Raw genomic sequence first — 24,060 nt, forward strand, 5'->3', positions numbered from 1 at the left:
TGATGGAACTGATGGGAGCGGGCCGTGTACGGCAGTGACGGGATCGGGGAAGAAGAGCCCCTGTTTCGTCCCTATGCGGTGACGGGCGGTCGTTCCGAGCCGCGGTACCACCTCGCGATGGAGACCCTGATCTCCTCGATGTCGATCCCGGACGCCGAGATGGCTCTGCTCACCCCCGAGCAGGAGGCCATCATGCAGCTCTGCAGGACGTTCCGGTCGGTCGCCGAGATCTCGGCCCTGCTCCGTGTCCCGCTGGGCGTGGCGAGGGTGCTCGTGGCGGACATGTCCGACGAAGGGCTTGTCCGCCTGCACCAGCCACGCCTCCAGCAGGGACAGCCAGACCTCAACATGCTCGAAAGGGTGCTCAGTGGACTACGCAGGCTCTAGCCCCGGCCTCACCTCGACGAAGATCGTCGTGGCCGGGGGCTTCGGCGTCGGCAAGACGACGTTCGTGGGGGCGGTGTCCGAGATCCTCCCGCTCACCACGGAAGCGGTCATGACCGACGCGTCCGCGGGCATCGACGACCTGGGGATGACCCCCAACAAGCAGACCACGACCGTGGCGATGGACTTCGGCCGGCTCTCGCTGGACCGGGACCTGATCCTCTACCTGTTCGGCACGCCCGGACAGCACCGGTTCTGGTTCATGTGGGACGACCTGGTGAAGGGCGCGATCGGGGCCGTGGTCCTGGTCGACACCCGCCGGTTGGCCGACAGCTTCCCCGCCATCGACTACTTCGAGGAGGCGAAGCTGCCGTTCGTCGTCGGCATCAACGGCTGGGACGGGCAGTTCGTCCACTCCGACCCGGAGGTCAGGGAGGCGCTGGCGCTCTCGCCGCACACGCCGATCGTCCGCACCGACGCCCGCAACCGCGAGTCGGTCAAGGCGACGCTGATCACGCTCGTCGAGCACGTCGTACGCCTGCGCGCCGCCGTCCACTGAGCGCCTACCGGTCCAGCAGCCGGTAGCGGCGGACCGACAGGACGAAGAACACGGCGGTGATGGCCACGGGCCACGCCACGGCCATGAGCACCGGGTGCTGCGCCACCCAGGAGCCGCCGCCCCAGCCCGGGTTGCCGAAGAGCTGCCGGGCCGCGGCCACCGTGGACGACAGCGGGTTCCACTCGGCGATCGCGCCCAGCCAGCCCGGCATGGTGCCGGGGGCGACGAAGGCGTTCGACAGGAACCCGACGGGGAACTCCAGGGTCTGGACGACCACCGCCGCGCCCGGCTCGCGCGCCACCAGGCCGAGATACATCCCGGCCCACAGCAGCGAGAAGCGCAGGAGCAGCAGCAGGCCCACCGCGCCGAGCGCCCCGCCGGCCGTGGCCGGCCGCCAGCCCACGGCGAGCCCGCAGGCCAGCAGGCCGGCGAGGATCAGCGCCGAGTGGAGCAGGTCGGCGACGGCCCGGCCGACGAGCACGGCCGAGGGTGACATGGGCAGCGAGCGGAACCGGTCGGTGACGCCCTTGGCGGCGTCGGCCGAGACGGCGACCATGGTGGCGCTCAGGCCGAAGAGCATCGTCATGCCGTACATGCCGGGCATGAGGAAATCGAAGTAGCCGGCTCCCTGCGGCACCCGTACGGCGCCGCCGAACAGGTAGCCGAAGGCCAGCGTGATCATGATCGGGAAGGCGATCCCGAAGACCACGGTCATCGGCTGGTTGCGCCAGTGGATCAGGTCGCGCCGGGCGACGGTCCAGCCGTCGGCCAGCGCCCATCGCAGCGCGGTCATGCGTGCTCTCCTCCGGTTCTCGCGGGGGTGGCGGTCAGGGTCAGGAAGACCTCGTCCAGGGTCGGCCGCCGTACGGTGATGTCCTCGGCCTCGATCCCGGCCGCGGCCAGTGCGGCCGGGACCTCCGTGAGGGCCTTCACCCGGTCGGCCACGGGCGCGGACACGCGGCGGGCGTCGGGGTCGGACTCGACCGGCCCGTCGGCCGCGCGGGCCGCGATCCCCGCGGCCTCCGCCAGCCGCTCGGGGGCATGGATCACCACGTCCAGCCGGTCGCCGCCGAGCCGGGACTTCAGCTCGTCCGGCGTGCCCTCGGCCACCACCCGGCCCGCGTCCACGACCGCGATCCGGTCGGCGAGCCGGTCGGCCTCCTCCAGGTATTGCGTGGTCAGCAGGACGGTCGTGCCGCCGGCGACCAGCTCGCGCACCGCGCGCCAGATCTCCGTACGGCTGCGCGGGTCGAGGCCCGTCGTCGGCTCGTCGAGGAACAGCACGGGCGGCGCCAGGATCAGGCTCGCGGCGAGGTCGAGCCGCCGGCGCATGCCGCCCGAGTAGTCCTTGGCCGGGCCGTCGTGCCGCAGCCCGAACCGCTCCAGCAGCTCACCCGCCCGCGCCCGTGCCGCCGCCGCGCCCAGGTGGTGCAGACGGCCGAACAGCTCCAGGTTCTGCCGGCCGGTCAGCAGCTCGTCCACGGCCGTGTGCTGGCCGACCAGGCCGATGTTGCGGCGCACCTCGCGCGGCCGGCGCACGACGTCGTGCCCGGCCACCTCGGCCCGGCCGCCCGACGGGCGCAGGAGCGTGGTGAGGATGCGTACAGCCGTGGTCTTGCCCGCGCCGTTGGGGCCGAGCAGGCCGCAGACCGTGCCCTCGCCCACGTCCAGGTCGAGGCCGTCCAAGGCCGTCTTGTCGCCGTATGTCTTGCGCAACCCGCGTGCGAGCACCGCCGTCATCACGCTCTCCTTCCCAAACGTACGCCGTACCGTACAGACTACGATTCAAAAGGGCAACCGTACGGTGTACCGTACGAAGGTGACCGTCGAACACCCGGGAAAGGGCGACCCCGCCCGCAGCCTCGCCCTCCTCTGGCGCACCAGCGAGCGGGCCAGCCGCAAGGGAAAGCCGGAGCTGAGCGTCGAGCGCATCGTGCGCGCCGCGATCGAGGTGGCCGACGCCGAGGGCCTGCAGGCGCTGTCCATGCGCCGCGTGGCCGAGCGGCTGGGCGTCGGGACGATGTCCCTCTACACGTACGTGCCGGGCAAGCCGGAGCTGTTCGACGTCATGCTCGACACGGTCTACGGCGAGACCGCCCGCCCCGACGACGTCCCCGGCGGCTGGCGGGGCCGCCTGGAGCAGATCGCCCGCGAGAACTTCGCGCTCTACCTGCGCCACCCCTGGCTGCTCCAGGTGGCCGCGAGCCGCCCGGTGCTCGGCCCCAACGTGACCGCCAAGTACGACTACGAGCTGCGCGCCGTGGACGGCATCGGCCTGAGCGACGTGGAGATGGACGCGGTGATCACCCTGATCACCGGCTTCGTGCACGGCACGGCCAGGGGCGCGGTCGAGTCGGCCCAGGTCGAGAGCCAGACGGGCCTGACCGACGAGCAGTGGTGGGCCGCGCACGGGCCCTTCTTCGCGCGCATCGCCGACACCGAGCGCTGGCCGGTCGCCACCCGCGTCGGCCAGGCCGCCGGCGAGGCCATGAACGCCGCCTACAGCCCCGAGCACGCCTTCGAGTTCGGCCTGCAGCGGGTGCTGGACGGCATCCAGGCCCTGGTCGAGCGCCGCGCTACGTAGCCCGGTAGAACTCCACCGGCTCGGGCGGCAGCGGGGTGTTGCCGAGGATGAGGTCGGCGGACTTCTCGGCGAGCATCATGACCGGCGCGTAGATGTTGCCGTTGGTGACGTAGGGCATGGCGGAGGCGTCCACGACGCGCAGCCCGTCGAGGCCGTGCACGCGCATGGTGTCCGGGTCCACGACGGACAGCTCGTCGGTGCCCATCCGGCAGGTGCACGACGGGTGGAGCGCGGTCTCGGCGTCCTTGGCCACCCACCGGAGGATGTCCTCGTCGGTCTCGACCTCGGGGCCGGGGGAGATCTCGCCGCCGTCCAGGCCGTCCCAGGCGGGCTGGGACAGGATGGTCCTGGCGTGCCTGACGGCCTCCACCCACTCGCGCCGGTCCTGCTCGGTGGACAGGTAGTTGAAGCGCAGGGCGGGCTTGACGCGCGGGTCGGCCGAGGTGATGCGGACCGAGCCGCGCGCGTCGGAGTACATCGGGCCGATGTGCACCTGGTAGCCGTGCCCCCCGGCCGGGGCCGAGCCGTCGTAGCGGACCGCGAGCGGCAGGAAGTGGAACATCAGGTTGGGGTAGGCCACGTCGTCGTTGGAGCGGATGAACCCGCCCGCCTCGAAGTGGTTCGTGGCGCCGGGGCCGCGCCGCAGGAACAGCCAGTTCGCGCCGATGAAGGGCCGCCGCCACAGCTGCAGCGACGGCTGCTGCGACACCGGCCGCAGGCAGGCGTGCTGGACGTAGACCTCCAGGTGGTCCTGGAGGTTCTCGCCGACCCCCGGCAGGTCGTGCACCACGTCGATGCCGAGAGGTTCGAGCAGCGCGCGGGGGCCGACGCCCGAGACCTGGAGGAGCTGCGGGGAGTTGATCGCGCCGCCGCACAGGATCACCTCGCCGGCGTCGATGCGCTCGCCGCCGACCTGTACGCCCACCGCCCGGGTGCCCTCGAAGAGCACCCGCTCGACGAAGGCGCGGGTGCGGACCGTGAGGTTGCGGCGGTGGCGCACCGGATGCAGGTAGGCGCGGGCGGCGCTGAGCCTGCGGCCCCGGTGCACGTTGCGGTCGAAGGCGGCGAAGCCTTCCTGGCGGTAGCCGTTGACGTCGTCGGTCAGCGCGTGCCCGGCCTGCTGCACGGCGGCGAAGAACGCCTCGAACAGCGGCCCCTCGGCCGGCCCGCGCTCCAGCTTGAGCGGCCCTTCGCCGCCGCGGTAGTCGGTGCCCGGGTCGGCGAGGCAGCTCTCCATGCGCTTGAAGTAGGGCAGGCAGTGGGCGTAGTCCCAGTGCTTCATGCCCGGGTCGGCCGCCCACCGCTCGTAGTCCAGCGGGTTGCCCCGCTGGAAGATCATCCCGTTGATGCTGCTGGAGCCGCCGAGCACCTTGCCCCGCGCGTGGTAGACGCGCCGGTCGTTCAGGTGCGGCTCCGGCTCGGACTCGTACTTCCAGTCGTAGCGGCTGTTGCCGATGGGGAACATCAGCGCGGCGGGCATGTGGATGAAGACGTCCCACAGGCTGTCGGGGCGCCCGGCCTCCAGCACGAGCACCGACGTGGCGGGGTCGGCGCTGAGCCGGTTGGCCAGGGCGCAACCGGCCGAGCCGCCGCCCACGATGACGAAGTCGAACCTCACCGGGGGATCCAGTCCTTCCACACGATCTTGTTCTCCGCCACCCACTCGGCGGCGGCCTGCTCGGCCGTCTTGCTGTCGTTGATCATCGCGCTCGCGACCCGGTTCTGGTCGTCGTTGGTCCAGGTGAAGTTGCGGACCAGCTCGTAGGCCCGGCCGCCCTTCTCGGCGAAGCCGCGGCTGACGATCTTGTCCAGCAGGTACGGCGGATAGTCGCAGGCGACCCTGGCCGCGTCGGCGTCGCAGCCGACGGCGTACGCCGGCAACGCGATCTTGACCAGCTTCACCTTCGTGAACAGCCATTGCGGCTCGTAGAAATACATGAGCAGCGGCGTCCGATTCTTCGTCGCGTCCTGCGCCGCCTTGATCAACGCGTCCTCGCTGCCCGAGTAGACGACCTTGTAATTCAGGCGGAGGTTGCGTACCAGAGCCTCGTCATTCGTCACGAACGTCGGATCGCCGTCCAGGATCTGACCGGCGTTTCCGGTTTTTTCGGTCCGGAAGAGGCTTGCGTACTTATTGAGGTTTCGGTAGTCCGTAATGTCGGGATATTTCTTGGCCATCCACTCGGGGACGTACCAGCCGATCACTCCCTTGTTCCCGGTGAGCCCGGCCGACAGCGCGACCTTCTTCTGCTCGATGTACTGCTTCTTCAGGTCGGGATGGCCCCAGTTCTCGATGATGACGTCGACCTTGCCGGTCTCGAAATCACGCCAGGACTGTTCCTCTTTCATCTTCCGCGTGTTCACCGTGTAGCCCAGCTCGTGCTCCAGCAGGTAGCTCAGCACGGCGGCCTGGGCCTCGTAGCCCACCCAGGCGTGGACGTCGAGGTTGACGGTCTTCTTGGCGCCGGTGGCGGCGCCGGGCTCCTCGCTGGAGCAGGACGTCAGGAGCAGAACGGCCGCGGCCAGCGGCGCGGCGAGCGTCTTCAAGCGCATGAGAGTCTCCGGGGCCGCGGCCCGACCGAGGGGCCGCGGCCGGAAGGGGTCACTTGGGGATCCAGGCCTGCCACTTGGCGGTGTTGGCCTCGACCCACTTCTTGGCGGCCTGCTCGCCGGTCATGCCGTTGTTGGTCATGTCGTTGGCGACGGCGTTCTGGTCCTCGTTCGTCCAGTTGAAGTTCTTGACCAGCTCGTAGGCCTTGCCACCGGTGTCGGCGAACTTCTTGCTGACGATCTTGTCGAGGTCCATCTCCGGGTAGTCGCAGGCGACCTTCTTCGGGTCGGCGTCGCAGCCCTCGGTGTAGGCGGGCAGGTTCACCCGGACGAGCTGGGTCTTGTTGAACAGCCAGTGCGGGTCCCAGAAGTAGAACAGCAGCGGCTTCTGCTGCTCCTGCGCCTGCTGGGCGCTCTTGATCAGGGCCGCCTCGCTGCCGCCCACCACGACCTTGTAGTTCAGCTTGAGGTTCTTGATCAGGGCGTCCTCGTTGCTGACGTACGACGGGTCGCCGAACAGCAACTGGCCCTTGTCGCCCGACTCGGAGGTCTTGAACAGGTCGGCGTACTTGTTGAGGTTCTTGGAGTCGGTGATGTCGGGGTACTTGTCGGCCATCCACTTCGGGATGTACCACCCGATCACGCCCTTGTTGCCGGTGGAGCCGGCCTCGACCGCGACCTTCTTCTCCTCGATGAACGACTTCTTGAGGTCGGGGTGGCCCCAGTTCTCGATGATGACGTCGACGCTGCCGTTCTCGAAGCCCTCCCAGGCGAGCTGCTCCTTGATCTCGGGCAGCTCCACGGTGTAGCCGAGCTCGTTCTTCAGCAGGTACGCCACCACGTTCGCGCTGGCCTCGTACCCGACCCACGGGTTGATCGCGATCTTGACGGTGCCCGTCGAGCTGCCGGCGCCGCCCTGCGGGGCGCCGGCCGAGGCGCTGGGGGAGGTCTCGACCGTGGCTCCGCCGCATCCCGCGGCGGCCATCCCAAGAGCGAGCAAGCCTGCGAGCAGGCGGATCTTCATGTGCTTTTCCTTCTGTGGGGGGAAGGGCGCCGGTCCGCGCCCTGCGTGATGCGGTCGAGCATGACTCCGAGCAGCACGGTCGCGACGCCGGCCACGAAGCCCAGCCCGAAGTCGGTGCGCTGGGAGAAGCCGACCACCACGTCGTAGCCGAGCGCCCCCGCCCCGACCAGGCCGCCGACGACCACCATGGCCAGCGTCATCACGATGCCCTGGTTGGCGGCCAGCAGGATGGCCCGCCGGGCCATCGGGAGCTGCACCTTCCACAGGAGCTGGCCCGGGGTGGAGCCGGCCGACACGGCGGCCTCGACGACCTCGGCGGGCACGGCCCTGATGCCGTCCTCCACCAGGCGCACCACGGGCGGCACGGCGTAGATGACCGAGGCGAAGATGGCCGTGAACCTCGTGGTCCCGAACAGCGCCAGCGCGGGCAGCAGGTAGACGAAGGCCGGCATGGTCTGGGCGGCGTCCAGCAGCGGGCGCTGGACGGCGGACCAGCGCGGCGAGCGGGCCGCGGCCACCCCCAGCAGCAGGCCGATCACCAGGGTGACCAGCACCGCGAGCGCCACCGTGGTCATCGTCTGCATGGCGTGCTCCCACGTGCCGAGCAGCGCGATCGCCAGCAGGCAGCCGAGCGCGGTCAGCGCCGCCCGTGGCCCGCTGACCCGCCAGGCCACGGCCAGCACGGTCAGCGCGACCAGCCACCAGGGGGCCGAGGTGAGCAGCGACTCCAGCGGGTTGAGCAGTAGGACGGAGGTCTGGTCCTTGACGAACGTGGTGACCGGGTACCAGCTCGTCTCGGCCCACCGCACGGCGGCGTTGATCTCGGCCGTGAGGTTGAGCGTCCAGCCCTCCGGCCAGGCGCGCGGCAGCACGGGGATCAGCGCGAGGCCGGCCACGGCCAGCGCGCCCGCGGCGGCGAGGTCGAGCCGGCGCAGCCGGGCGTGGGGGCCCCGGCGGGCCGGCGCCGTCGTCATCCGGTCGAGCACGATCGCCATGACGACGACGGCGACCCCGGCCGGCAGCATGATGCCGACCTGGGCCCGCGACAGGCCGCGGATGATGTCGCCGCCGAGCCCGGGTGCGGCGATCAGGTTCGCGATGACGACCATGGACAGGGCCATCATGATCGTCTGGTTGACCGCCAGCGCGATCGTGGGCCGGGCCAGCGGCAGGACGACCTTGAACAGCGTCTGGCGGCCGGTGGCGCCGAGCGACCCCGACGCCTCGACGGCCGTGGGGGAGACCTCCGAGACGGCCAGCGCGGTGATGCGGATGGCCGGCGGGATCGCGTAGATCATCGTGGCGATGGCCCCGGCCGGGGCGCCGATGTGGAAGAACAGCGCGAGCGGGGCCAGATAGGCGAACGTCGGCATGATCTGCATGACGTCCAGCACCGGCGTGACGGCCCGCCGCACCCGTGCCGACCGGCCCGCCCAGACGCCGATCGGGACGCCGATCGCCAGCGACAGCAGCACGGCCACCGCGACCAGGGCGAGGGTGTCCACGCTGGACTGCCAGAGCCCGAGCACGCCGAACGTGCTCACGCCCGCGACCGCGAGCAGCCCGATCCGCCAGCCGCCGGCCAGCCAGGCCAGGCCGCCCAGCACGCCGGTCAGTCCGGGCCAGCCGAGCGCCGCCAGCGCGCCGGAGAACAGGTCGTAGAGCGAGCCCACGAAGAGCCGGATGTAGTTGAGGAAGTAGAGGAACAGCGGGCTCTCGTTGCGGTGCCCGTCGATCCACTCGCGCAGGTCGGTGACGGCCAGGAACTGCGGGGCCTCCTTGTCGTGCGGCAGCGTGCCCGTGCCGCGGAAGACCAGGTAGGCCACGACGATCAGCGCCGCCACGCCGGCCGGGGCCGCCCAGCGGGGGAGCCTGAGCCTGGAGGGCGCGCCGACCGCCGTGGTGCTGCTCATGCCCCCGCCTTGACCGGCGTGTCCTCACCGGACAGGAACGTCAGCAGGTCCACCCGGTCCACGACGCCGGCCAGCTCGCCGCCGTCCACGACCCGGATCGGGCGGGCGGAGGCCGAGGCCACGCCGATGGCGTCCTTGACCAGGGTGGTCGCCGGCAGCTCGGGCCCGTCCAGCGCCTCGCCGGGCTCGGGGGAGCGCATGATCCAGCGCAGGGTCAGCACGTGGCTGCGCGGCACGTCGCGGACGAAGTCGGCCACGTAGTCGTCGGCGGGCGCGCCCACCAGCTCCTCGGCTGTGCCGAGCTGCACGATCGAGCCGGCCCGCATGATCGCGATCCGCTCGCCCAGCTTGAGCGCCTCGGACAGGTCGTGGGTGATGAACACCATCGTCTTGCCGACCTCGCGGTGCAGGCGGATGACCTCGGCCTGCATGTCGCGCCTGATGAGCGGGTCGAGCGCGCTGAACGGCTCGTCGAACAGCATCACCTGCGGGTCCACCGCGAGCGCCCTGGCCAGGCCGACGCGCTGCTGCATGCCCCCGGAGAGCTGGTCGGGGTAGGCGTCGGCGTAGCCGTCGAGGCCGACGAGGGAGAGGATCTCGCCGGCCCGCGCGTGCCGGTCGGCCTTGGGCGTGCCCTGGATCTCCAGGCCGTAGGCGACGTTGTCGACCACCTTGCGGTGCGGCAGCAGGCCGAAGTGCTGGAAGACCATGCTGACCTGGTGGCGGCGGATCTCGCGGAGCCGGGCGGGCGAGGCGCGGCCGACGTCCTCGCCGCCGATCGTGATCGTGCCCGCCGTGGGCTCGATCAGCCGGGTCAGGCACCGGACCAGGGTGGACTTGCCGCTGCCCGACAGGCCCATGACCACGAAGACCTCGCCGGGGCGCACCTCGAAGCTCACGTCACGTACGGCGGCGGTGCAGCCGGTCTTCTCGCGCAGCGCGGCGGGTTCGAGGTGCCGGTCCTCGCTGTCCAGCACTTTGCGCGCCCGGGATCCGAAGATCTTCCAAAGGCCCGTGACGCTGATTGCCGCGCTGTCGGGAGAATCCCCCACTACTCGCCTCCTCGTTTGCCGTCGCTCAACATATGGCGTGATTAATGTCGATCTCAACGGTGTGACCGTCCGGAGATCGGCGTGCTTCCGGGGTGTTATTGCTTTGAAACGTTCAAACCGCCCATCGGGCGACAGCGGGTGACTTGGAGGCGCATTTCCGGCTGGACCGGTCCGGAACTTGGAACTCCAGATTTTCCCGGCGTACCACACAGATAGATTTTTGTCGCGATATGTTTGGGTAGCTTCCCTGCCACGTGATGTGTTCCAATTACCGGCACTTGCTGATTTCCTCAGGGGACACAGGCCCCTCCCTTATACGCCGATTCGGGCGAGGTGCGTTCCGGTGACTACACAGCTGAGCCAGAGGAGGCAGACCGGCGAAGGCAACTGGCGGCTGCGCAACTGGCGGGTACGGGCACGGCTCGTGGCGCTCATTCTCATCCCCACGGCCGCCGCCGTCCTGCTGGGCGGCATCCAGGTGCTCGCCTCCACCTCCGCGGCCGGCGACTACGCCAGGACGAACCAGTTCGCCCGCCTCTCGGAGGAGCTGGGCGCACTCACGCACGCCGTCTCCGGCGAACGCGCCAGGATGTCCTGGTACATCGCCCGCAACCGGCCCGCCAGCGCCCTGAACGACGTCCAGAACCAGATGGACGAGAGCGACCTCGCGGCCAGGGACGTCCGCGCCATCGCCCGCGAGCTCCTCGGCGAGGTCACCGGCCGCACCGCCGACCAGCTCGAACAGCTGCTCAACCGGCTCGACGACCTGATCGCGCTGCGCAAGCAGGCCCTGGAGGCCAACCTGCTGCCCGGCCCGGCCGTCGAGCTCTACACGACGGTCATCGCCGACCTGCTCGCCACGCACAACGAGCTGATCAAGGGCAGTTCCGACGACGAGCTGTTCCGCCAGACCCGCATGCTCGACGCGCTCGCCCGGGTCAAGGAGAGCGTCGCCTACCAGCAGGCCCTGGTCACCGTCGTGCTCACCGAAGGGGCCTTCGACCCCGAGCAGCTGGAACGTTTCCTCGGCCGGCAGGCCGGCGAGGCCGCCGAGCGCAGGGCCTTCGCCGCCGAGGCCACCGCCGCCGAACGTCGCTTCTTCGACGAGACCGTCAACGGCAACGTCGCCGAGCGCATGTTGTTCCTGCGCGAACTCGTGCTCATCAGGTCCACGAACGGCCTGCCGCTGCGCGGCCTGGACCTGTCCAAGAAGGACGACGCCAGGGAGTGGTTCGAGGCGTCCAAGGCCGTCGTGGACGCCATGCGCACGGTCGAGAAGCGCCAGGCCGCCGGCATCCTCGCCCGCAGCGAGGAGCTGAGCGCCGCCGAGCGCCGCAGCGCCTGGGTCGTCGCGGGCGCCGTGCTCGCCCTGCTGGTGGCCGTGCTGCTGGTCACCACCGGCGTGGCCCGCTCGATGGTGCGCCCGCTGCGCCGGCTGCGCAGCGAGGCACTGGAGATCGCCGGGCACCGGCTGCCCGCCTTCGTCCAGCACCTGCGCGAGTCCCGGGACGGCGAGATCGCGGCCGAGGTCCCGCCCATCGGCATCTTCACGAAGGACGAGGTGGGCGAGCTCGCCCGCGCCTTCGACGAGGTGCACCGCGAGGCCGTGCGGCTGGCCGGCGACGAGGCCCGGCTGCGCTCCAACGTCAACGCCATGTTCGTCAACCTGTCGCGGCGCAGCCAGACCCTGGTCGAGCGGCAGCTCACGCTCATCGAGAAGCTGGAGCGCGGCGAGCGCGACGACACCCGGCTGGCCGACCTGTTCAAGCTCGACCACCTCGCCACCCGCATGCGCCGCAACAGCGAGAACCTGCTGGTCCTCGCCGGGCAGGAGGCCGCGCGCAAGTGGAGCGAGCCGGTCGAGGTCATGGACATCGTGCGCGCAGCGCTCGGCGAGGTCGAGAGCTACGACCGGGTCAGCATCCAGGTGCAGTCGGACGTCGCCATCGCCGGCCAGGCCGTCACCGACGTCGTGCACCTGCTCGCCGAGCTGGTCGAGAACGCGGTGTCGTTCTCGTCCCGCGACACCAAGGTGATCATCTCCAGCAGCCGCATCGACGGCGGCTCGCTGCTGCTGTCGGTCACCGACAACGGCATCAGCATGACCCAGGAGGAGCTGGCCGAGGCCAACCACCGGCTGGCCAACCCGCCCGTCGTGGACGTGTCGGTGTCGCGGCGCATGGGCCTGTTCGTGGTCGGGCGGCTGGCGCTGCGGCACAACATCCGGGTGCAGCTCCGCCGCCAGGACGTCGGCGGGCTGACCGCGATGGTGCTCGTCCCGCCGATGCTGCTCACGGCGGTGAACGGCGCGCTGCCGGGCCAGAGCCAGCAGCACGGCCAGCAACACGGCCAGCAACACGGCCTGCAACAGGGTCTGCAGCACGGCCTCCAGCACGGGCAGCCGCCGATGGCCGCCATGCCCTCCGGGCCGCCGATGACGTCGATCCCGGCCGCGCCGGTCGCGTCCCCCGTGCCGCCCGTGCCGCCGGCGCCGCGGCAGCCCGCCGCGCCGGTGGCGCCCTTCGCCGGGCACCCGTCGTTCGACGCGGCGCTGCCGGAGCCGTCGTCCTGGTTCAGCTCGCCGCACACGGGCACCGGCTCCTCCTCGCTGGAGGCGCCGCACGTGACGGGGTCGTACCCGTCGTTCGCCACGCCGCTGCCGTCGTACCCGCCCGAGCCGCCCAAGGACGAGTTCCTGCCGATCTTCGCCGCGGTCGAGGACGAGAGCAGCTGGTTCAGCAAGCCCTCGCCCACCGCCGACCACCGGGAGCGCGACCCCGGCTGGTCCTCGCCCGCAGACACCGGCTGGCAGGCCGCCGGCACCGCCGCCGAGCCCGTCCAGGGCGGGACCACGAGCTCCGGCTTGCCGAAGCGCACGCCGCGAGCGAACCTGGTACCGGGCACCGCGAACCCGCAACCGCCGCCCGCTCCCGCTCCTCCGCTGTCCCCCGACCGGTTACGCAGCAGACTGGCCAGCTACCAGCAGGGCGTGCGTAAGGGCCGGTCCGAGCTTGAGGAGGACTCATGAAGGAGCTGAGTCAAGCTGCCAGGGACATGAACTGGCTGGTGAGCAGCTTCGTCGACGAGGTGCCCGGCGTCGCGCACGCCGTGGTCGTCTCCGCCGACGGCCTGCCCATGGCGTTCTCCCGCGGGTTCCCGAAGGACCGCGCCGACCAGCTCGCCGCCATCGCCGCCGGCCTGGTCAGCCTCACGGCGGGCTCGGCCCGCGTGTTCGAGGGCGGCGGCGTGACCCAGACCCTGGTCGAGATGGAACGCGGCCTGCTGCTGGTGATGTCGATCAGCGACGGCTCGTCGCTGGCGGTGCTGGCCGCGCCCGACTGCGACATGGGGCTGGTGGCGTACCAGATGACGATCCTGGTGGAGCGCGCGGGACAGGTGCTCACGCCCGCGGTGCGGGCGGAGCTGTCCGGGCGTCCGTGGTAGGGGAGGCGATCGTGGCATCGTGGCACAACGGTGAGGCCGAGCCTGAGCGCAGCTCGCTGGTGCGCATGTACGCCCTCACGGGCGGCCGCACCACCCCGCGCAGCGCCCTGGCGATGGAGGCCCTGGTGTCCTCTGCCACGTCGGCGCAGCTCGGCCCCACCTACCCCCGCGAGCACCGTGCGATCAGCGAGCTGTGCCGCCAGGTAAGATCCGTGGCGGAGATCTCGGCTCTGCTGAGTGTTCCCCTCGGCGTCGCACGGGTGCTGGTCGCCGACATGGAGGCGGACGGTCTGGTCCGCGTCTACCAGCCGCAGCTTGAGGCGGGCCTGCCGGATCGCGGCCTGCTCGAAAGGGTTCTCAGTGGACTTCGCAGGCTCTGACGCCGGGCTCACCTCGACGAAGATCGTGGTGGCCGGCGGCTTCGGGGTGGGCAAGACCACGTTCGTCGGTGCGGTCTCGGAGATCATGCCGCTCACCACCGAAGCGGTGATGACCGAGGCGTCGCAGGGCATCGACGACCTGGCGCACACCCCTGGCAAGACCACCACCACGGTGGCCATGGACTTCGGCCGGCTCTCGCTGGACCGCGACCTGATCCTCTACCTGTTCGGCACGCCCGGACAGCACCGGTTCTGGTTCATGTGGGACGACCTGGTGAAAGGCGCGATCGGCGCGGTCGTGCTGGTCGACTCCCTGCGCCTCGCCGACGCCTTCCCCGCGATCGACTACTTCGAGGAGGCGGGGATGCCGTTCGTCGTCGGGCTCAACGGCTGGAACGGCGAGTTCCCGCACGTCGAGCACGAGGTGCGGGAGGCGCTGACGCTCTCCGCCCACGTGCCGATCGTGCGCACCGACGCGCGCGAGCGGCAGGCGGTCAAGAGCACCCTGATCACGCTGGTCGAGCACGCCCTCGCCGCCCGCGCCCGCTGACTCCGCCGGCTAGGACTGGGCGGCCCACCAGTAGGCCGCGACCAGCTCGGCCACCAGCGTCTCGGTGAGCAGCGCCACGTCCGGGTCGTCGTCGTGCGCGTAGCGGATGGCGGCCGCGGCGTCCTTCACCTCGGCGCCGACGCTCACCACCGTGGAGCCGCGCTGCCGCACCCAGTCCATGGCCTGCTCGTCGTAGCGGGAGCCGGGGAAGAGCAGGGCGCGGTAGTCGAGGGTCTTGGTGAGGTAGACGTCCACGTGCGACCAGTCGCCGCTCTCGCAGGCGTCGGCCGCGCGGCGCGGGCCCTCCCGCAGCATGAGCGCCGACTGCTCGGCCGACGACAGCCGCTCGGCGGGGGCGATCGTGTAGACGCCGTGCGGGCCGTCCAGCAGCTCCATGGTCAGCGGCAGCCACTCGTCCCTGCGGTCGAGCAGGTCGGCGGTGGCCTCGGCGGTGCGGCCGAGCAGCCCGGCCAGGTCCAGGGGCCGCCCGGTGAGCCGGCTCTCCAGCGCCAGCAGCAGCGCCAGGGTGTGCTGGAAGGTACGGCAGGCGACGCCGCCGCGCTCCTCGCCGGCGTGCATGGGGATGGTCGCGCGGGCCAGGCCGGCGAGCGCGGAGTCCGGCCGGTTGGTGAGGGCCGCGACGAAGGCCGGGCCGCCGGCGTAGCGGTCCACGGCGTCCATGGTCTCCTTGCTGCCGCCGGTGGCCGAGATCGGGATCACCAGAGTGTCCGGGGTGGCCGGGTACGTCGCCGCCGCCGAGGCGTAGTCGGCGTAGGCGTCCACGCCGGCGGCGCGCAGGCGCAGCGCCGCGACCCCGGCCGCGTACCGGGAGCTGCCCATGCCGAGGAACAGCACCCGGCGCGGATTCGCGGGCAGCTCGGCGAAGGGGTCGGCGGCGGCGAGCGCGGCGGCCAGGCCCTCCAGGGCGGCGGGCTTGGCCTCCAGGTCGGACAGGTAGAGCTCGGGATTCACGACGGGTTCTCCTCGGTGTACCAGGTGCGCAGGACGCCCATGGGGGCGTAGCGCCAGCGGGGCAGGTGACGGGCGGCGTAGATCAGCTCGCGGCACTCCTGCTCGATCTCGAACGGGCGGATCAGGCCCTCGTCCAGCAAATCGGGGCGGCCGCGCGCGGCCAGGCGGGCCCGGTAGGCGGCCAGCAGGCCCGCGCGGGCGGCCTCGGCCCAGGCGGCGGCCCGCTCGGGCGGGGTGCCGCGGCGCTTGATTGCGACCTGGGCCACGTGCTCCAGGCTCGTGGTGAGCTGGGCGACGTCGCGGGCGGCCGGCTGCCAGGGGTCGGCGTCGGTGACCGTGGGGTTGCCGTCGAAGTCGATGACCGCGTAGCCGTCGCGCCACCGGAGTATCTGGCCCACGTGCAGGTCGCCGTGGATGCGGATGAGGGGCGAGGCGATGGGGGCGTCGAGGGGTTCGAGCTCGTGCCTGAGCCGGTCGGCGCGGTCGGCCAGCCACCGCCCGTCCTCGCCGCCGGTGAGCTCCAGCGCCTCGGCCAGCGCCCCAGCGGCCCGCACGGCGGGCGAGGGCGGCCCGGCCGCTGCTGCCGTACGGGGGAGGGTGGACAGGGCGAGGTGCAGGTCGGCGGCCAGGCGGCCGAGGTCGGCGGCGAACGCCGTCTCACCAGCCTCGGCCTCGTCCACGCACCACTCCCAGCCGTCCCTGGCCTCCGGAAGGTAGCCGGTGGCGAGGGCGAGCAGGCACTCCCGGCCGTCGACAGGGCCGGTCAGAGCCGCGTAAGGGGGAGCTGTGTCGTTGAATCCGGCCTCAACGAGGTGGGAGAGGATGTCCGGGGCGGGATGGGGCAGCGGGACGGGTGGGGTCAGCCACTTCACGACCACTTTCTCGGCCACCACCACCGAGTAGTTCGTCTGGTCCACGTGGGCGCCGAAGTCCCTTTCACTCGGGACCCCGATGTGCGGACGTGCCAAGTCGTACGAGAGGGTTGGCAGCGGCAGGAACCGGCGCACGCTGAAGGGCGCCGGCACCTCTCCCTCCAACACCGTGAGAAGCGCGGCGGTGAGCCCGCGATCTCGTGCGGTAAGGGGTTTCTCACCGAGAGAGACCAACCGCTGCGCTATTGAATCCCAATTCAACTGGTGGACCAAACTTCCAGGTAGCAATGTGGTGAAAAGTCTTGCTCATGTTGATTCGTGCTGCAACACTCTCAGCCTGGTCTGCTGTGTCCGGTAAGGTCGCGCGACCCCTCGTACATCGCACATCAAGAAGGAGTAGCGGCCGTGTCCCGTATCCGGTTCACCCGTCGTCTTCCGGCCGCCGTCGCGGCGGCCGGCCTCGCGCTTGCCGTCGCGGCGTGCGGCGGTGAGTCGTCGAACAGCTCAGACGGCGCGACCGCGGCGGCTGCAGAACAGCTCAAGCCCAATGCCGACCTGTCGAAGCAGTCGCTCCAGGTCACTGTATGGGACGGTTACACGCCGAAGGAGCTGCCCGAGAAGGCCAAGGAGAAGCTCAAGGTCTCCGAGGTCAAGGTCGGCCTGCACGCCACCAACGAGGAGGCGATGGCCAAGCTGACCGCCTCCGGCGACAGTGGCATCGACGTGGCCTTCGTCTCCGGCCAGTACGCCCAGGCGCTCAACGAGCAGGGCCTGCTGGAGCCCATCCACGCCGAGCTGGTCCCCAACCTGGCCAACCTCTTCCCGGAGGCGAGCCAGCTCTCCTACGACAAGGGCAACAAGTACTCCGTGCCCTACACCTGGGGCACCACCGGCATCTGCTACCGCAGCGACCTGGTGAAGAGCGTGCCCACCAGTTGGAACGATCTGCTGAAGCCCCCGGCCTGGGCCGACAAGAAGGTCACCATGATGACCACCGAGCGCTGGCTGGCCCTGCCCGCGCTCAAGTCCCTCGGCTTCTCGGTCAACACCGACAAGGACGAGGAGATCGCCAAGGCCAAGGAGCTGCTGCTGGAGGCCAAGCCGCACCTGCTCGCCTACGACGACACGACGTTCGGCGAGAAGCTGAAGTCCGGCGAGGCCGTGATGGTCGAGGCGTGGGACGGCTGGTGCCCGACCACCGAGAAGAACATCAAGTTCGCGGTGCCGAAGGAGGGCAGCGACCTCTGGGTGGACACCATGGTGATCATGAAGTCCTCCAAGAACAAGGAGGCCGCGCACGCCCTGATCAACTACATCCTCGACCCCGAGATCCACAGCTGGGCCGCCGAGAACATCAACTACAAGGTGCCGAACAAGGCCGCCATGGAGCGCGTCAAGGCCCCCGAGGGCTCGCTGCTCGGCGTCAAGCCGGCCGAGCTGCTCGCCGGTGAGTCGATCATCGACCTCGGCCAGGCGTCCACCAAGTACACCCGGCTTTCCAGCGAAGTCACGGCGCAGTCGTAGTCAGTGCAGTGAAGTCTGAGGCAAAGGCCCGGCCGGCGCCCCGCGTGCGGGGCCGCCGGCTGGGCGCATTCGTTTTCCTGTCACCCGGGCTGACCTACCTGGTGGTGCTGCTGCTGGTGCCGCTGGGCCTGGTGCTGAGCTACACGGTCTTCCAGCGCGGGCGCTTCGGCGGCGTGGTGTACGAGTTCACCACCGAGAACTTCACCCGCCTGATCGATCCGCTCTACCTGGGCGTGGTCGGCAACTCCCTGCGCATCGCGGCCCTGACGACGCTGATCGCGCTGCTGATCGGCTATCCGACGGCCTACCTGATCGCGCAGCTCCCCTCCAAATGGAAGACGCTCGCGCTGGTCGCGGTCGTGCTGCCGTTCTGGACGAACTTCATCATCCGGGTCTACGCCTGGATCATGCTGCTGAGCGGTCCAGGGCTGGTGAACAGCGCGCTCGGCAAGCTCGGGCTGGGGCCGTACGAGCTGCTCTACCACGAGGGGACCATCGTCACCGGGTTGTTGTACTCGTACCTGCCGCTCATGGTGCTGCCGCTGTACTCCGCCATCGAACGGCTGGACCCGCAGCTGCGCGAGGCGTCGGCCAACCTGGGCGCCTCGGCGTTCACCACGTTCCGCAAGGTGACGCTGCCGCTCAGCGTGCCGGGCGTCATGACCGGCTGCCTGTTCGTGTTCGTGCCGAGCTTCGGCAACTTCGTCATCCCCGAGATGCTCGGCGGCAGCAAGACGATCATGGTGGGCAACCTCATCCGTGACCAGTTCCTCAAGGCGCGCGACTGGCCGTTCGGCTCGACGCTGGCGCTCGCGCTCATCGCGGTGCTGGTCGTGCTGCTGATCGTGCAGGCATGGGCGGCCCGCCGTGCGTAGGTCCAAGCTGCTGTACGTCCCGTTCTGGGCCACGTACGTCTTCCTCTACCTGCCGATCGTCGTGCTCGTCGTGATGTCGTTCAACTCCGGCGACTCGGCATACACCTACGAGGGCTTCAGCCTCAAGTGGTACGGCGAGCTGGCCGGCGACGAGCGCATCAGGACCGGCCTGGTCAACACGCTCGTCGTGGCCGCGGGCTCCACCGTCATCGCCACCGTGCTCGGCACCCTGCTCGCGGTCGGCCTGGCCCGTTTCACCAGGTCGAAGACGCTCGATGCGCTCGCGCTGATGCCGGCCGTGCTGCCCGACCTGGTGCTCGCCATCGGGCTGCTGGTGTTCTACAGCGCCATCCAGCTCACGCTCGGGCTGTACTCGGTGACGCTCGCGCACGCGCTGTTCTCGATGGCGTTCGTCGCGGCGGTGGTGCGCACCCGGCTCACGGGCGCCGACACCTCGCTGGAGGAGGCCTCGCGCGACCTCGGGGCCGGGCCGGTTGTCACCTTCATGAAGGTCACGCTGCCGCAGCTCACGCCCGGGATCATCGCCGGCGCGCTGCTGGCGTTCACGTTGTCGCTGGACGAGTTCGTGATCGCCTTCTTCACGATCGGGAACGCCGAGCCGACGCTGCCGATCGTCATCTACTCAATGGTTCGTTTCGGGGTGACCCCGAAGATCAACGCGCTGGCCGCGATCCTGCTCCTGGTGAGTTTCACCGCGGTGATCGCCGGTCAGCGGATGACCAGGATCGGGGAGTCACGTGCTCAAGATTGACGGCGTCACCCGCAGCTTCGGGAGCGTCACCGCGCTGGACGACGTCTCGCTCCAGATCGAGCAGGGCGAGTTCTTCGCCCTGCTCGGCCCTTCGGGCTGCGGCAAGACCACGCTGCTGCGGATCATCGCCGGGTTCGAGACGCCGGACAGCGGGCGGGTCACGCTCGACGGCGAGGACCTGCTGTCCAAGGCGCCCAACCGGCGGCCGATCAGCCTCATGTTCCAGTCGTACGCGCTGTTCCCGCACATGACCGTGGCCAAGAACGTGGCCTACGGGCTGGAGCGCGAGCGCCTGCCGCGGCAGGAGATCAAGCAGCGGGTCGGCGAGGTGCTGGAGACGGTCGGGCTGTCGGCGCACGCCGGCCGCAAGCCCGCGCAGCTGTCCGGCGGCCAGCGGCAGCGGGTGGCGCTGGCGCGTTCCATCGTCAAGCGGCCCCGCCTGCTGCTGCTCGACGAGCCGCTGTCGGCCCTGGACAAGAAGGTCCGCGCCGACATGCAGCTCGAACTGAAGCGCCTGCAGCACGAGGTCGGCATCACCTTCGTGGTCGTCACGCACGACCAGGAGGAGGCGATGTCGCTGGCCGACCGCATCGCGGTGTTCGACACGGGCCGGGTGCGCCAGGTGGACGCGCCCGTGGCGCTCTACGAGCGGCCGAGGACGCCGTTCGTGGCGGACTTCGTGGGCGCCAACAACTTGTTCCGCGGCCTTTCCACCGGGCTCGACGCGCTGCGCAGCGAGGAGTTCGGCATGCTGGCCGGCACGCCGCTGGAGGAGCTGGAGGCGGACAAGCCCGCGCTGCTCGCGGTGCGGCCCGAGCGGGTCGAGCTGGCCGACGAGAGCTCCGTCAGGGGCATGGCGGGCAGCGTGGTGGACGTCAGCTTCTACGGCGGCGTCTCGCACGTCTCCGTGGAGGTCCCCGGCCACCCCAAGCCCGTCCTGGCGGCCGTTCAGGGGGCCGGGACGGTCCGCCCCGGGGCCAAGGTGAAGGTGCGCTGGAACGCCGAGGACGCCGTCATCATGGCGGATCCTCAGTGAGACAGATCGTTGCCGGTCGCCGCCCGCGCGTACGACAGGATCAGCTCGGCGGCCTCGGCGGGCCCGATCACGGGGTGCCGGGCGGTGATGCGGTAGCCGTAGGCGTCCTCCAGCGCCACGAGGTTGCGCGCGATCGACAGCGAGTCGGCGGCCAGCGTGAAGACGCCCAGGGCCGCCCCGGTGTCGAGGATCGCCTGGTACATCGACACCTGGCGGTCGTAGAGCGAGGTGAGCAGGACGCCGTAGACGCGGTTGCGGCCGGCGGCGCCGCCCAGCTCGTTGAGCAGGCGCACGTCGGGGTCGAGCGGCCCGGTCGGCAGCCCGGAGCGGATCGTGACGACCAGCTTCTCGGCCGGGTCGGTGAAGTCGGCGAGGCGGCGCAGGCGCTGCTCGTAGAAGCGCTCCATGCCGGCGTGCTGCGCCTCGACCAGCAGCTCGCCGAGGTCGGGGTAGTGGTAGAGCACGGCGCCGGAGGTGAGCCCCGCCTCCTCGGCGACGTGCGAGAGCTGCACGCCGTCGACGCCGTGGCGGATGATGGCTTTGCGCGCCGCCTCGATCAAGTCGATGCGCCGGTCACTCCGGCTTTTACGCTGAGCCACCCTCACCACCTTCACTCGTTGGGCTTCCATTCAGTTAGCCGTGACCATAGTGCCCGTTACTTGACCATCACGCCAGCCACGTTTTTGAATTAGCCTTCAACTCTTCGAATCCCTCTCCTCGGAGTTCCGATGTCACTCACGTTCCTGTTCATGCCGGAAAGCGCGTACGGCCCGACCAACAACTCCATCGGGATCGGCGACATCCTGCGCCGCCGCGGCCACCGCGTCGTCTTCGCCGCCGAGTCGTCCTGGAAGGGCAAGCTGGAGGCCCTGGGCTTCGAGGAGGACCTGGTCGACCTGGCACCGCCGCCCGAGAACCCCGAGGAGCAGGACGCCGGCCAGTTCTGGAAGGACTTCATCCGCGACACGGCCCCGGAGTACCGCAAGAGCACCAAGGAGCAGCTCGACACGGTCACCAGGCCGATCTGGGGCGAGCTCATCGACGGCGCGAAGTACTGCGAGCCGCAGCTGAAGGCCATCATAGAGCGCGTGAACCCGGACGTGATCATCGAGGACAACGTGATCACCTTCCCGGCGCTCCTGACGGCCGGCAAGAAGTTCGTCAGGATCGTCTCCTGCCAGCCCCTTGAGGTGCGCGGCCCCGACGTCCCGCCGGTCTTCTCGGGCCTGCCCGCCGACGACCGCAGCGAGTGGGACGACTTCCGCGCCGAGTACGACCGCACCCACCGCGAGCTGTGGAGCGCCTACAACGAGTGGTGCGTCGAGCAGGGCACCGAGCCGCTGCCCGACCTCGACTTCATCCACGAGGGCGACCTCAACCTCTACGTGTACCCGGAGATCCTCGACTACGTGGACCGCCGCCCGCTGGGCCCGTCGTGGCACCGCCTCGACTCCTCGGTCCGCGAGACCGACGAGGACTTCACGCTGCCCTTCGAGCGCCGGCCGGACACCGCGCTGATCTACTTCTCGCTCGGCTCGCTCGGCTCGGCCGACGTCGGCCTGATGCAGCGGGTGATCGACGTGCTGGCGACCACCCCGCACCAGTACATCGTCTCCAAGGGCCCGCTGCACGAGGAGATCAAGCTCGCCGACAACATGTGGGGCGCGGAGTTCCTGCCGCAGACTAAGATCGTCCCTCAGTGCGATCTGGTCATCACGCACGGCGGCAACAACACGACCACCGAGGCCCTGCACTTCGGCAAGCCGATGATCGTGCTGCCGCTGTTCTGGGACCAGTACGACAACGCCCAGCGGGTCTCCGAGCTGGGCTACGGTGTCAGGCTCTCGACCTACACCTTCGAGGACGACGAACTCACGGGGGCGATCGCCCGGCTGCTCGGCGACACCGAGCTGCGCGAGCGGCTCGCCGCCGTGGGCGAGGAGATCCGGCGTCGCGACGGCCTGCGCAAGGCCGCGGACCTGATCGAGCAGCTCGGCCAGTAAGGACAAGATCTTCCATGCGTGAACTGATCAACCCCGCCACCGGGCTCCCGTGCGCCGAAGTCGCCGACACGCCGGTGGAGGGCGTGGCGTCGGCCGTGACGGCCGCCCGTGCCGCCTACGCCGAGTGGTCCGAGACCACCCCGGCCGAGCGCGCCCGGCTGCTGCTGCGGCTGGCCGACCTCGTCGAGGCCGACGCCGAGGAGCTGACGAGGCTCGAAGTGGAGGAGACCGGCAAGCCGGCGGCGGTCTTCCGCGACGGCGAGCTGCCGTTCGCGGTGGACAACCTGCGCTTCTTCGCCGGGGCCGCCCGCTCGTTGGACGGCTCGGGGGCCGGGGTGTTCAGCTCCGGCTACACCTCGGTCATGCTGCGCCGCCCCGTCGGGGTGGTGGGGTCGATCTCGCCATGGAACTTCCCGTTCATCATGGCCGTGTGGAAGGTCGGGCCCGCGGTGGCCGCGGGCAACGCCGTGGTGATCAAGCCGGCGCCGCAGACGCCGCGCACGACGCTGCGCCTGGCCGAGCTGTTCGCCAAGGCGGGCGCCCCCGAAGGGCTCGTCCAGGCGGTGACCGGCGGCGCCGAGGTCGGCCAGGCGCTGGTCACCGACCCCGGCGTGGACATGGTCAGCGTCACCGGCTCCACGGAGACCGGCCGGGCGGTGATGACCGGCGCGGCGGCCACGCTCAAGCGGGTGCACCTGGAGCTCGGCGGCAAGGCGCCTGCGCTGGTCTTCGCGGACGCCGACCTGGCGGAGATGGCCCACGGCGTGGCGATGGGGGCGACGTACAACACCGGGCAGGACTGCACCGCGGCCACCCGGGTCTACCTCGCCCGCGAGATCTACGACGACGCCGTGGAGGCGCTTCGGGCAACTCTTGCCGAAATCACCTACGGCGACCCCTGGGACCCGGCCACGGACATCGGCCCGCTGATCTCGGCGGCGCACCGGGAGCGCGTGCACGGGTTCGTGGAGCGGTCCGGCGGCCGGGTGCGGCACGGCGGCGCCCTGCCCGAGGGGCCCGGCTTCTACTACCCGCCCACCCTTGTGACCGATGTCGCACAGGACAGCGAGATGGTCCAGGGCGAGCTTTTCGGGCCGGTCCTGGTGGCGCTGCCGTTCGACGGCGAGGACGAGGCGGTCCGGCTGGCCAACGACACCCGCTACGGGCTCGCCTCGTCGGTGTGGTCGCGCGACGTCTCGCGCGCGATGCGCGTGGCACACCGTCTCGACGTGGGTGTGACCTGGGTGAACGACCACCTTCCCATCGCCAGTGAGGCGCCGCACGGCGGGGTGAAGGGCAGCGGGTTCGGCAAGGACATGAGCCAGGAGGCGGTCCTGGAGTATTCGGTGACGCGTCATCTGATGGTGAAGCACGCGGCACCCGCCGAGCGGGATTCGTTCCGGCCCGCTTGAAAACGTGTACGGCGAAATGCACCCTAAAGCAGAGCTTTGGGCGTGTTTGATGGGATATGTCGGGTTGGCCGATCTGGTACGGACTGTGTTCCAATTACCCAGCCGGACGGAATCCCATGCGCCACACGCGTGTCTGATTTCTTTCGAGCACGTA

General features: G+C 70.3%; 23 protein-coding genes. 13 read left to right on the forward strand and 10 right to left on the reverse strand.

From position 1 onward, the window contains the following. The first annotated feature begins 24 nt into the window (after positions 1–24). Both ACBR40_RS23365 and ACBR40_RS23370 read left to right on the forward strand, forming a co-directional pair. Positions 25–387 carry a DUF742 domain-containing protein gene (locus ACBR40_RS23365; protein WP_091093418.1) on the forward strand — a complete coding sequence of 121 codons (363 nt, stop codon included), beginning with the start codon at positions 25–27 and terminating at the stop codon, positions 385–387. After that, on the forward strand, positions 368–943 hold the full coding sequence (locus ACBR40_RS23370) for an ATP/GTP-binding protein (RefSeq protein ID WP_329583880.1): 576 nt from the start codon (positions 368–370) through the stop codon (positions 941–943). Before ACBR40_RS23365 ends, ACBR40_RS23370 begins: the two co-directional genes overlap by 20 nt. Positions 944–947: 4 nt before the next feature. Here ACBR40_RS23370 and ACBR40_RS23375 read toward each other — a convergent pair whose 3' ends face one another. Then, positions 948–1,736 carry an ABC transporter permease gene (locus tag ACBR40_RS23375; RefSeq protein WP_371250105.1) on the reverse strand — a complete coding sequence of 263 codons (789 nt, stop codon included), beginning with the start codon at positions 1,734–1,736 and terminating at the stop codon, positions 948–950. Then, positions 1,733–2,683, reverse strand: a complete 951-nt coding sequence (locus ACBR40_RS23380; protein ID WP_371250106.1) for an ATP-binding cassette domain-containing protein — start codon at positions 2,681–2,683, stop codon at positions 1,733–1,735. The genes ACBR40_RS23375 and ACBR40_RS23380 overlap by 4 nt, the downstream gene beginning before the upstream one ends. Positions 2,684–2,762: 79 nt before the next feature. On the opposite strand from ACBR40_RS23380, the gene ACBR40_RS23385 reads away from it, so the two are divergent. Continuing rightward, positions 2,763–3,527, forward strand: coding sequence for a TetR/AcrR family transcriptional regulator (locus ACBR40_RS23385; protein ID WP_344209216.1), 765 nt, complete (start codon positions 2,763–2,765; stop codon positions 3,525–3,527). On the opposite strand, the gene betA is transcribed toward ACBR40_RS23385, so the two are convergent. The 5 genes from betA to ACBR40_RS23410 are packed head-to-tail and all read right to left on the reverse strand — an operon-like array spanning position 3,520 to position 9,991. Beyond that, entirely contained in the window at positions 3,520–5,145 is a 1,626-nt protein-coding gene (gene betA / locus ACBR40_RS23390) for a choline dehydrogenase (RefSeq protein WP_371250107.1), read from the reverse strand. The genes ACBR40_RS23385 and betA overlap by 8 nt on opposite strands. Further along, positions 5,142–6,080 carry an ABC transporter substrate-binding protein gene (locus ACBR40_RS23395; protein ID WP_371250108.1) on the reverse strand — a complete coding sequence of 313 codons (939 nt, stop codon included), beginning with the start codon at positions 6,078–6,080 and terminating at the stop codon, positions 5,142–5,144. The genes betA and ACBR40_RS23395 overlap by 4 nt, the downstream gene beginning before the upstream one ends. Positions 6,081–6,129: 49 nt before the next feature. After that, positions 6,130–7,101: an ABC transporter substrate-binding protein gene (locus ACBR40_RS23400; RefSeq protein ID WP_344209209.1), complete on the reverse strand. Its 972-nt coding sequence runs from the start codon at positions 7,099–7,101 to the stop codon at positions 6,130–6,132. Then, positions 7,098–9,014 (reverse strand): ABC transporter permease, encoded by a 1,917-nt coding sequence (locus tag ACBR40_RS23405; protein WP_371250109.1) that lies wholly within the window; start codon positions 9,012–9,014, stop codon positions 7,098–7,100. The genes ACBR40_RS23400 and ACBR40_RS23405 overlap by 4 nt, the downstream gene beginning before the upstream one ends. Further along, on the reverse strand, positions 9,011–9,991 hold the full coding sequence (locus ACBR40_RS23410; protein ID WP_344209205.1) for a glycine betaine/L-proline ABC transporter ATP-binding protein: 981 nt from the start codon (positions 9,989–9,991) through the stop codon (positions 9,011–9,013). The genes ACBR40_RS23405 and ACBR40_RS23410 overlap by 4 nt, the downstream gene beginning before the upstream one ends. A gap of 418 nt (positions 9,992–10,409) precedes the next feature. Here ACBR40_RS23410 and ACBR40_RS23415 point away from each other — a divergent pair, with 418 nt between their 5' ends. From ACBR40_RS23415 to ACBR40_RS23430, 4 genes are read left to right on the forward strand one after another with little or no spacing between them, the layout of a single operon-like run. Beyond that, positions 10,410–13,094, forward strand: a complete 2,685-nt coding sequence (locus tag ACBR40_RS23415; RefSeq protein ID WP_371250111.1) for a nitrate- and nitrite sensing domain-containing protein — start codon at positions 10,410–10,412, stop codon at positions 13,092–13,094. A gap of 5 nt (positions 13,095–13,099) precedes the next feature. Then, positions 13,100–13,510, forward strand: coding sequence for a roadblock/LC7 domain-containing protein (locus ACBR40_RS23420; protein WP_218156204.1), 411 nt, complete (start codon positions 13,100–13,102; stop codon positions 13,508–13,510). An 11-nt stretch (positions 13,511–13,521) separates the two neighbouring features. After that, on the forward strand, positions 13,522–13,890 hold the full coding sequence (locus tag ACBR40_RS23425) for a DUF742 domain-containing protein (protein WP_371250112.1): 369 nt from the start codon (positions 13,522–13,524) through the stop codon (positions 13,888–13,890). Continuing rightward, a complete protein-coding gene (locus tag ACBR40_RS23430) occupies positions 13,871–14,440 on the forward strand; it encodes an ATP/GTP-binding protein (RefSeq protein WP_344209201.1) in 570 nt (189 codons plus the stop codon). Before ACBR40_RS23425 ends, ACBR40_RS23430 begins: the two co-directional genes overlap by 20 nt. A 9-nt stretch (positions 14,441–14,449) precedes the next feature. Here ACBR40_RS23430 and ACBR40_RS23435 read toward each other — a convergent pair whose 3' ends face one another. Further along, a complete protein-coding gene (locus ACBR40_RS23435; RefSeq protein WP_371250113.1) occupies positions 14,450–15,412 on the reverse strand; it encodes an SIS domain-containing protein in 963 nt (320 codons plus the stop codon). Then, positions 15,409–16,329, reverse strand: coding sequence for a hypothetical protein (locus tag ACBR40_RS23440; RefSeq protein ID WP_371250114.1), 921 nt, complete (start codon positions 16,327–16,329; stop codon positions 15,409–15,411). The genes ACBR40_RS23435 and ACBR40_RS23440 overlap by 4 nt, the downstream gene beginning before the upstream one ends. 360 nt (positions 16,330–16,689) lie before the next feature. On the opposite strand from ACBR40_RS23440, the gene ACBR40_RS23445 reads away from it, so the two are divergent. Genes ACBR40_RS23445 through ACBR40_RS23460 form a run of 4 tightly spaced genes read left to right on the forward strand, consistent with a single transcriptional unit; the run spans position 16,690 to position 20,491 of the window. After that, positions 16,690–17,808 (forward strand): spermidine/putrescine ABC transporter substrate-binding protein, encoded by a 1,119-nt coding sequence (locus tag ACBR40_RS23445; protein ID WP_344209195.1) that lies wholly within the window; start codon positions 16,690–16,692, stop codon positions 17,806–17,808. A gap of 8 nt (positions 17,809–17,816) precedes the next feature. Beyond that, complete coding sequence (locus ACBR40_RS23450; RefSeq protein ID WP_344209193.1) at positions 17,817–18,683, forward strand: ABC transporter permease; 867 nt, start codon at positions 17,817–17,819, stop codon at positions 18,681–18,683. Next, the gene (locus tag ACBR40_RS23455; RefSeq protein ID WP_344209191.1) at positions 18,676–19,455 is read left to right on the forward strand and encodes an ABC transporter permease; all 780 of its coding nucleotides are present in this window, start codon (positions 18,676–18,678) and stop codon (positions 19,453–19,455) included. Before ACBR40_RS23450 ends, ACBR40_RS23455 begins: the two co-directional genes overlap by 8 nt. Then, positions 19,442–20,491, forward strand: a complete 1,050-nt coding sequence (locus ACBR40_RS23460) for an ABC transporter ATP-binding protein (protein WP_371250115.1) — start codon at positions 19,442–19,444, stop codon at positions 20,489–20,491. The genes ACBR40_RS23455 and ACBR40_RS23460 overlap by 14 nt, the downstream gene beginning before the upstream one ends. Here the strand turns inward: ACBR40_RS23460 and ACBR40_RS23465 are convergent. After that, positions 20,485–21,090, reverse strand: a complete 606-nt coding sequence (locus ACBR40_RS23465) for a TetR family transcriptional regulator (RefSeq protein ID WP_329583851.1) — start codon at positions 21,088–21,090, stop codon at positions 20,485–20,487. The two genes, ACBR40_RS23460 and ACBR40_RS23465, sit on opposite strands and share 7 nt — an antisense overlap. Positions 21,091–21,219: 129 nt before the next feature. On the opposite strand from ACBR40_RS23465, the gene ACBR40_RS23470 reads away from it, so the two are divergent. After that, entirely contained in the window at positions 21,220–22,494 is a 1,275-nt protein-coding gene (locus ACBR40_RS23470) for a glycosyltransferase (RefSeq protein ID WP_371250116.1), read from the forward strand. 14 nt (positions 22,495–22,508) lie between these two features. Then, the gene (locus ACBR40_RS23475) at positions 22,509–23,906 is read left to right on the forward strand and encodes an aminobutyraldehyde dehydrogenase (protein WP_344209184.1); all 1,398 of its coding nucleotides are present in this window, start codon (positions 22,509–22,511) and stop codon (positions 23,904–23,906) included. Positions 23,907–24,060 lie beyond the last annotated feature (154 nt).

Source organism: Nonomuraea sp. AD125B, assembly GCF_041402765.1.
GTDB classification, from domain to species: domain Bacteria; phylum Actinomycetota; class Actinomycetes; order Streptosporangiales; family Streptosporangiaceae; genus Nonomuraea; species Nonomuraea bangladeshensis.

Coding starts and splice junctions, on each gene's coding strand:
- ACBR40_RS23405 (WP_371250109.1), bottom strand. CDS start 9,014: ATGAGCAGCACCACGGCGGTCGGCGCGCCCTCCAGGCTCAGGCTCCCC.
- ACBR40_RS23375 (WP_371250105.1), bottom strand. CDS start 1,736: ATGACCGCGCTGCGATGGGCGCTGGCCGACGGCTGGACCGTCGCCCGG.
- ACBR40_RS23400 (WP_344209209.1), bottom strand. CDS start 7,101: ATGAAGATCCGCCTGCTCGCAGGCTTGCTCGCTCTTGGGATGGCCGCC.
- ACBR40_RS23380 (WP_371250106.1), bottom strand. CDS start 2,683: ATGACGGCGGTGCTCGCACGCGGGTTGCGCAAGACATACGGCGACAAG.
- ACBR40_RS23475 (WP_344209184.1), top strand. CDS start 22,509: ATGCGTGAACTGATCAACCCCGCCACCGGGCTCCCGTGCGCCGAAGTC.
- ACBR40_RS23395 (WP_371250108.1), bottom strand. CDS start 6,080: ATGCGCTTGAAGACGCTCGCCGCGCCGCTGGCCGCGGCCGTTCTGCTC.
- ACBR40_RS23470 (WP_371250116.1), top strand. CDS start 21,220: ATGTCACTCACGTTCCTGTTCATGCCGGAAAGCGCGTACGGCCCGACC.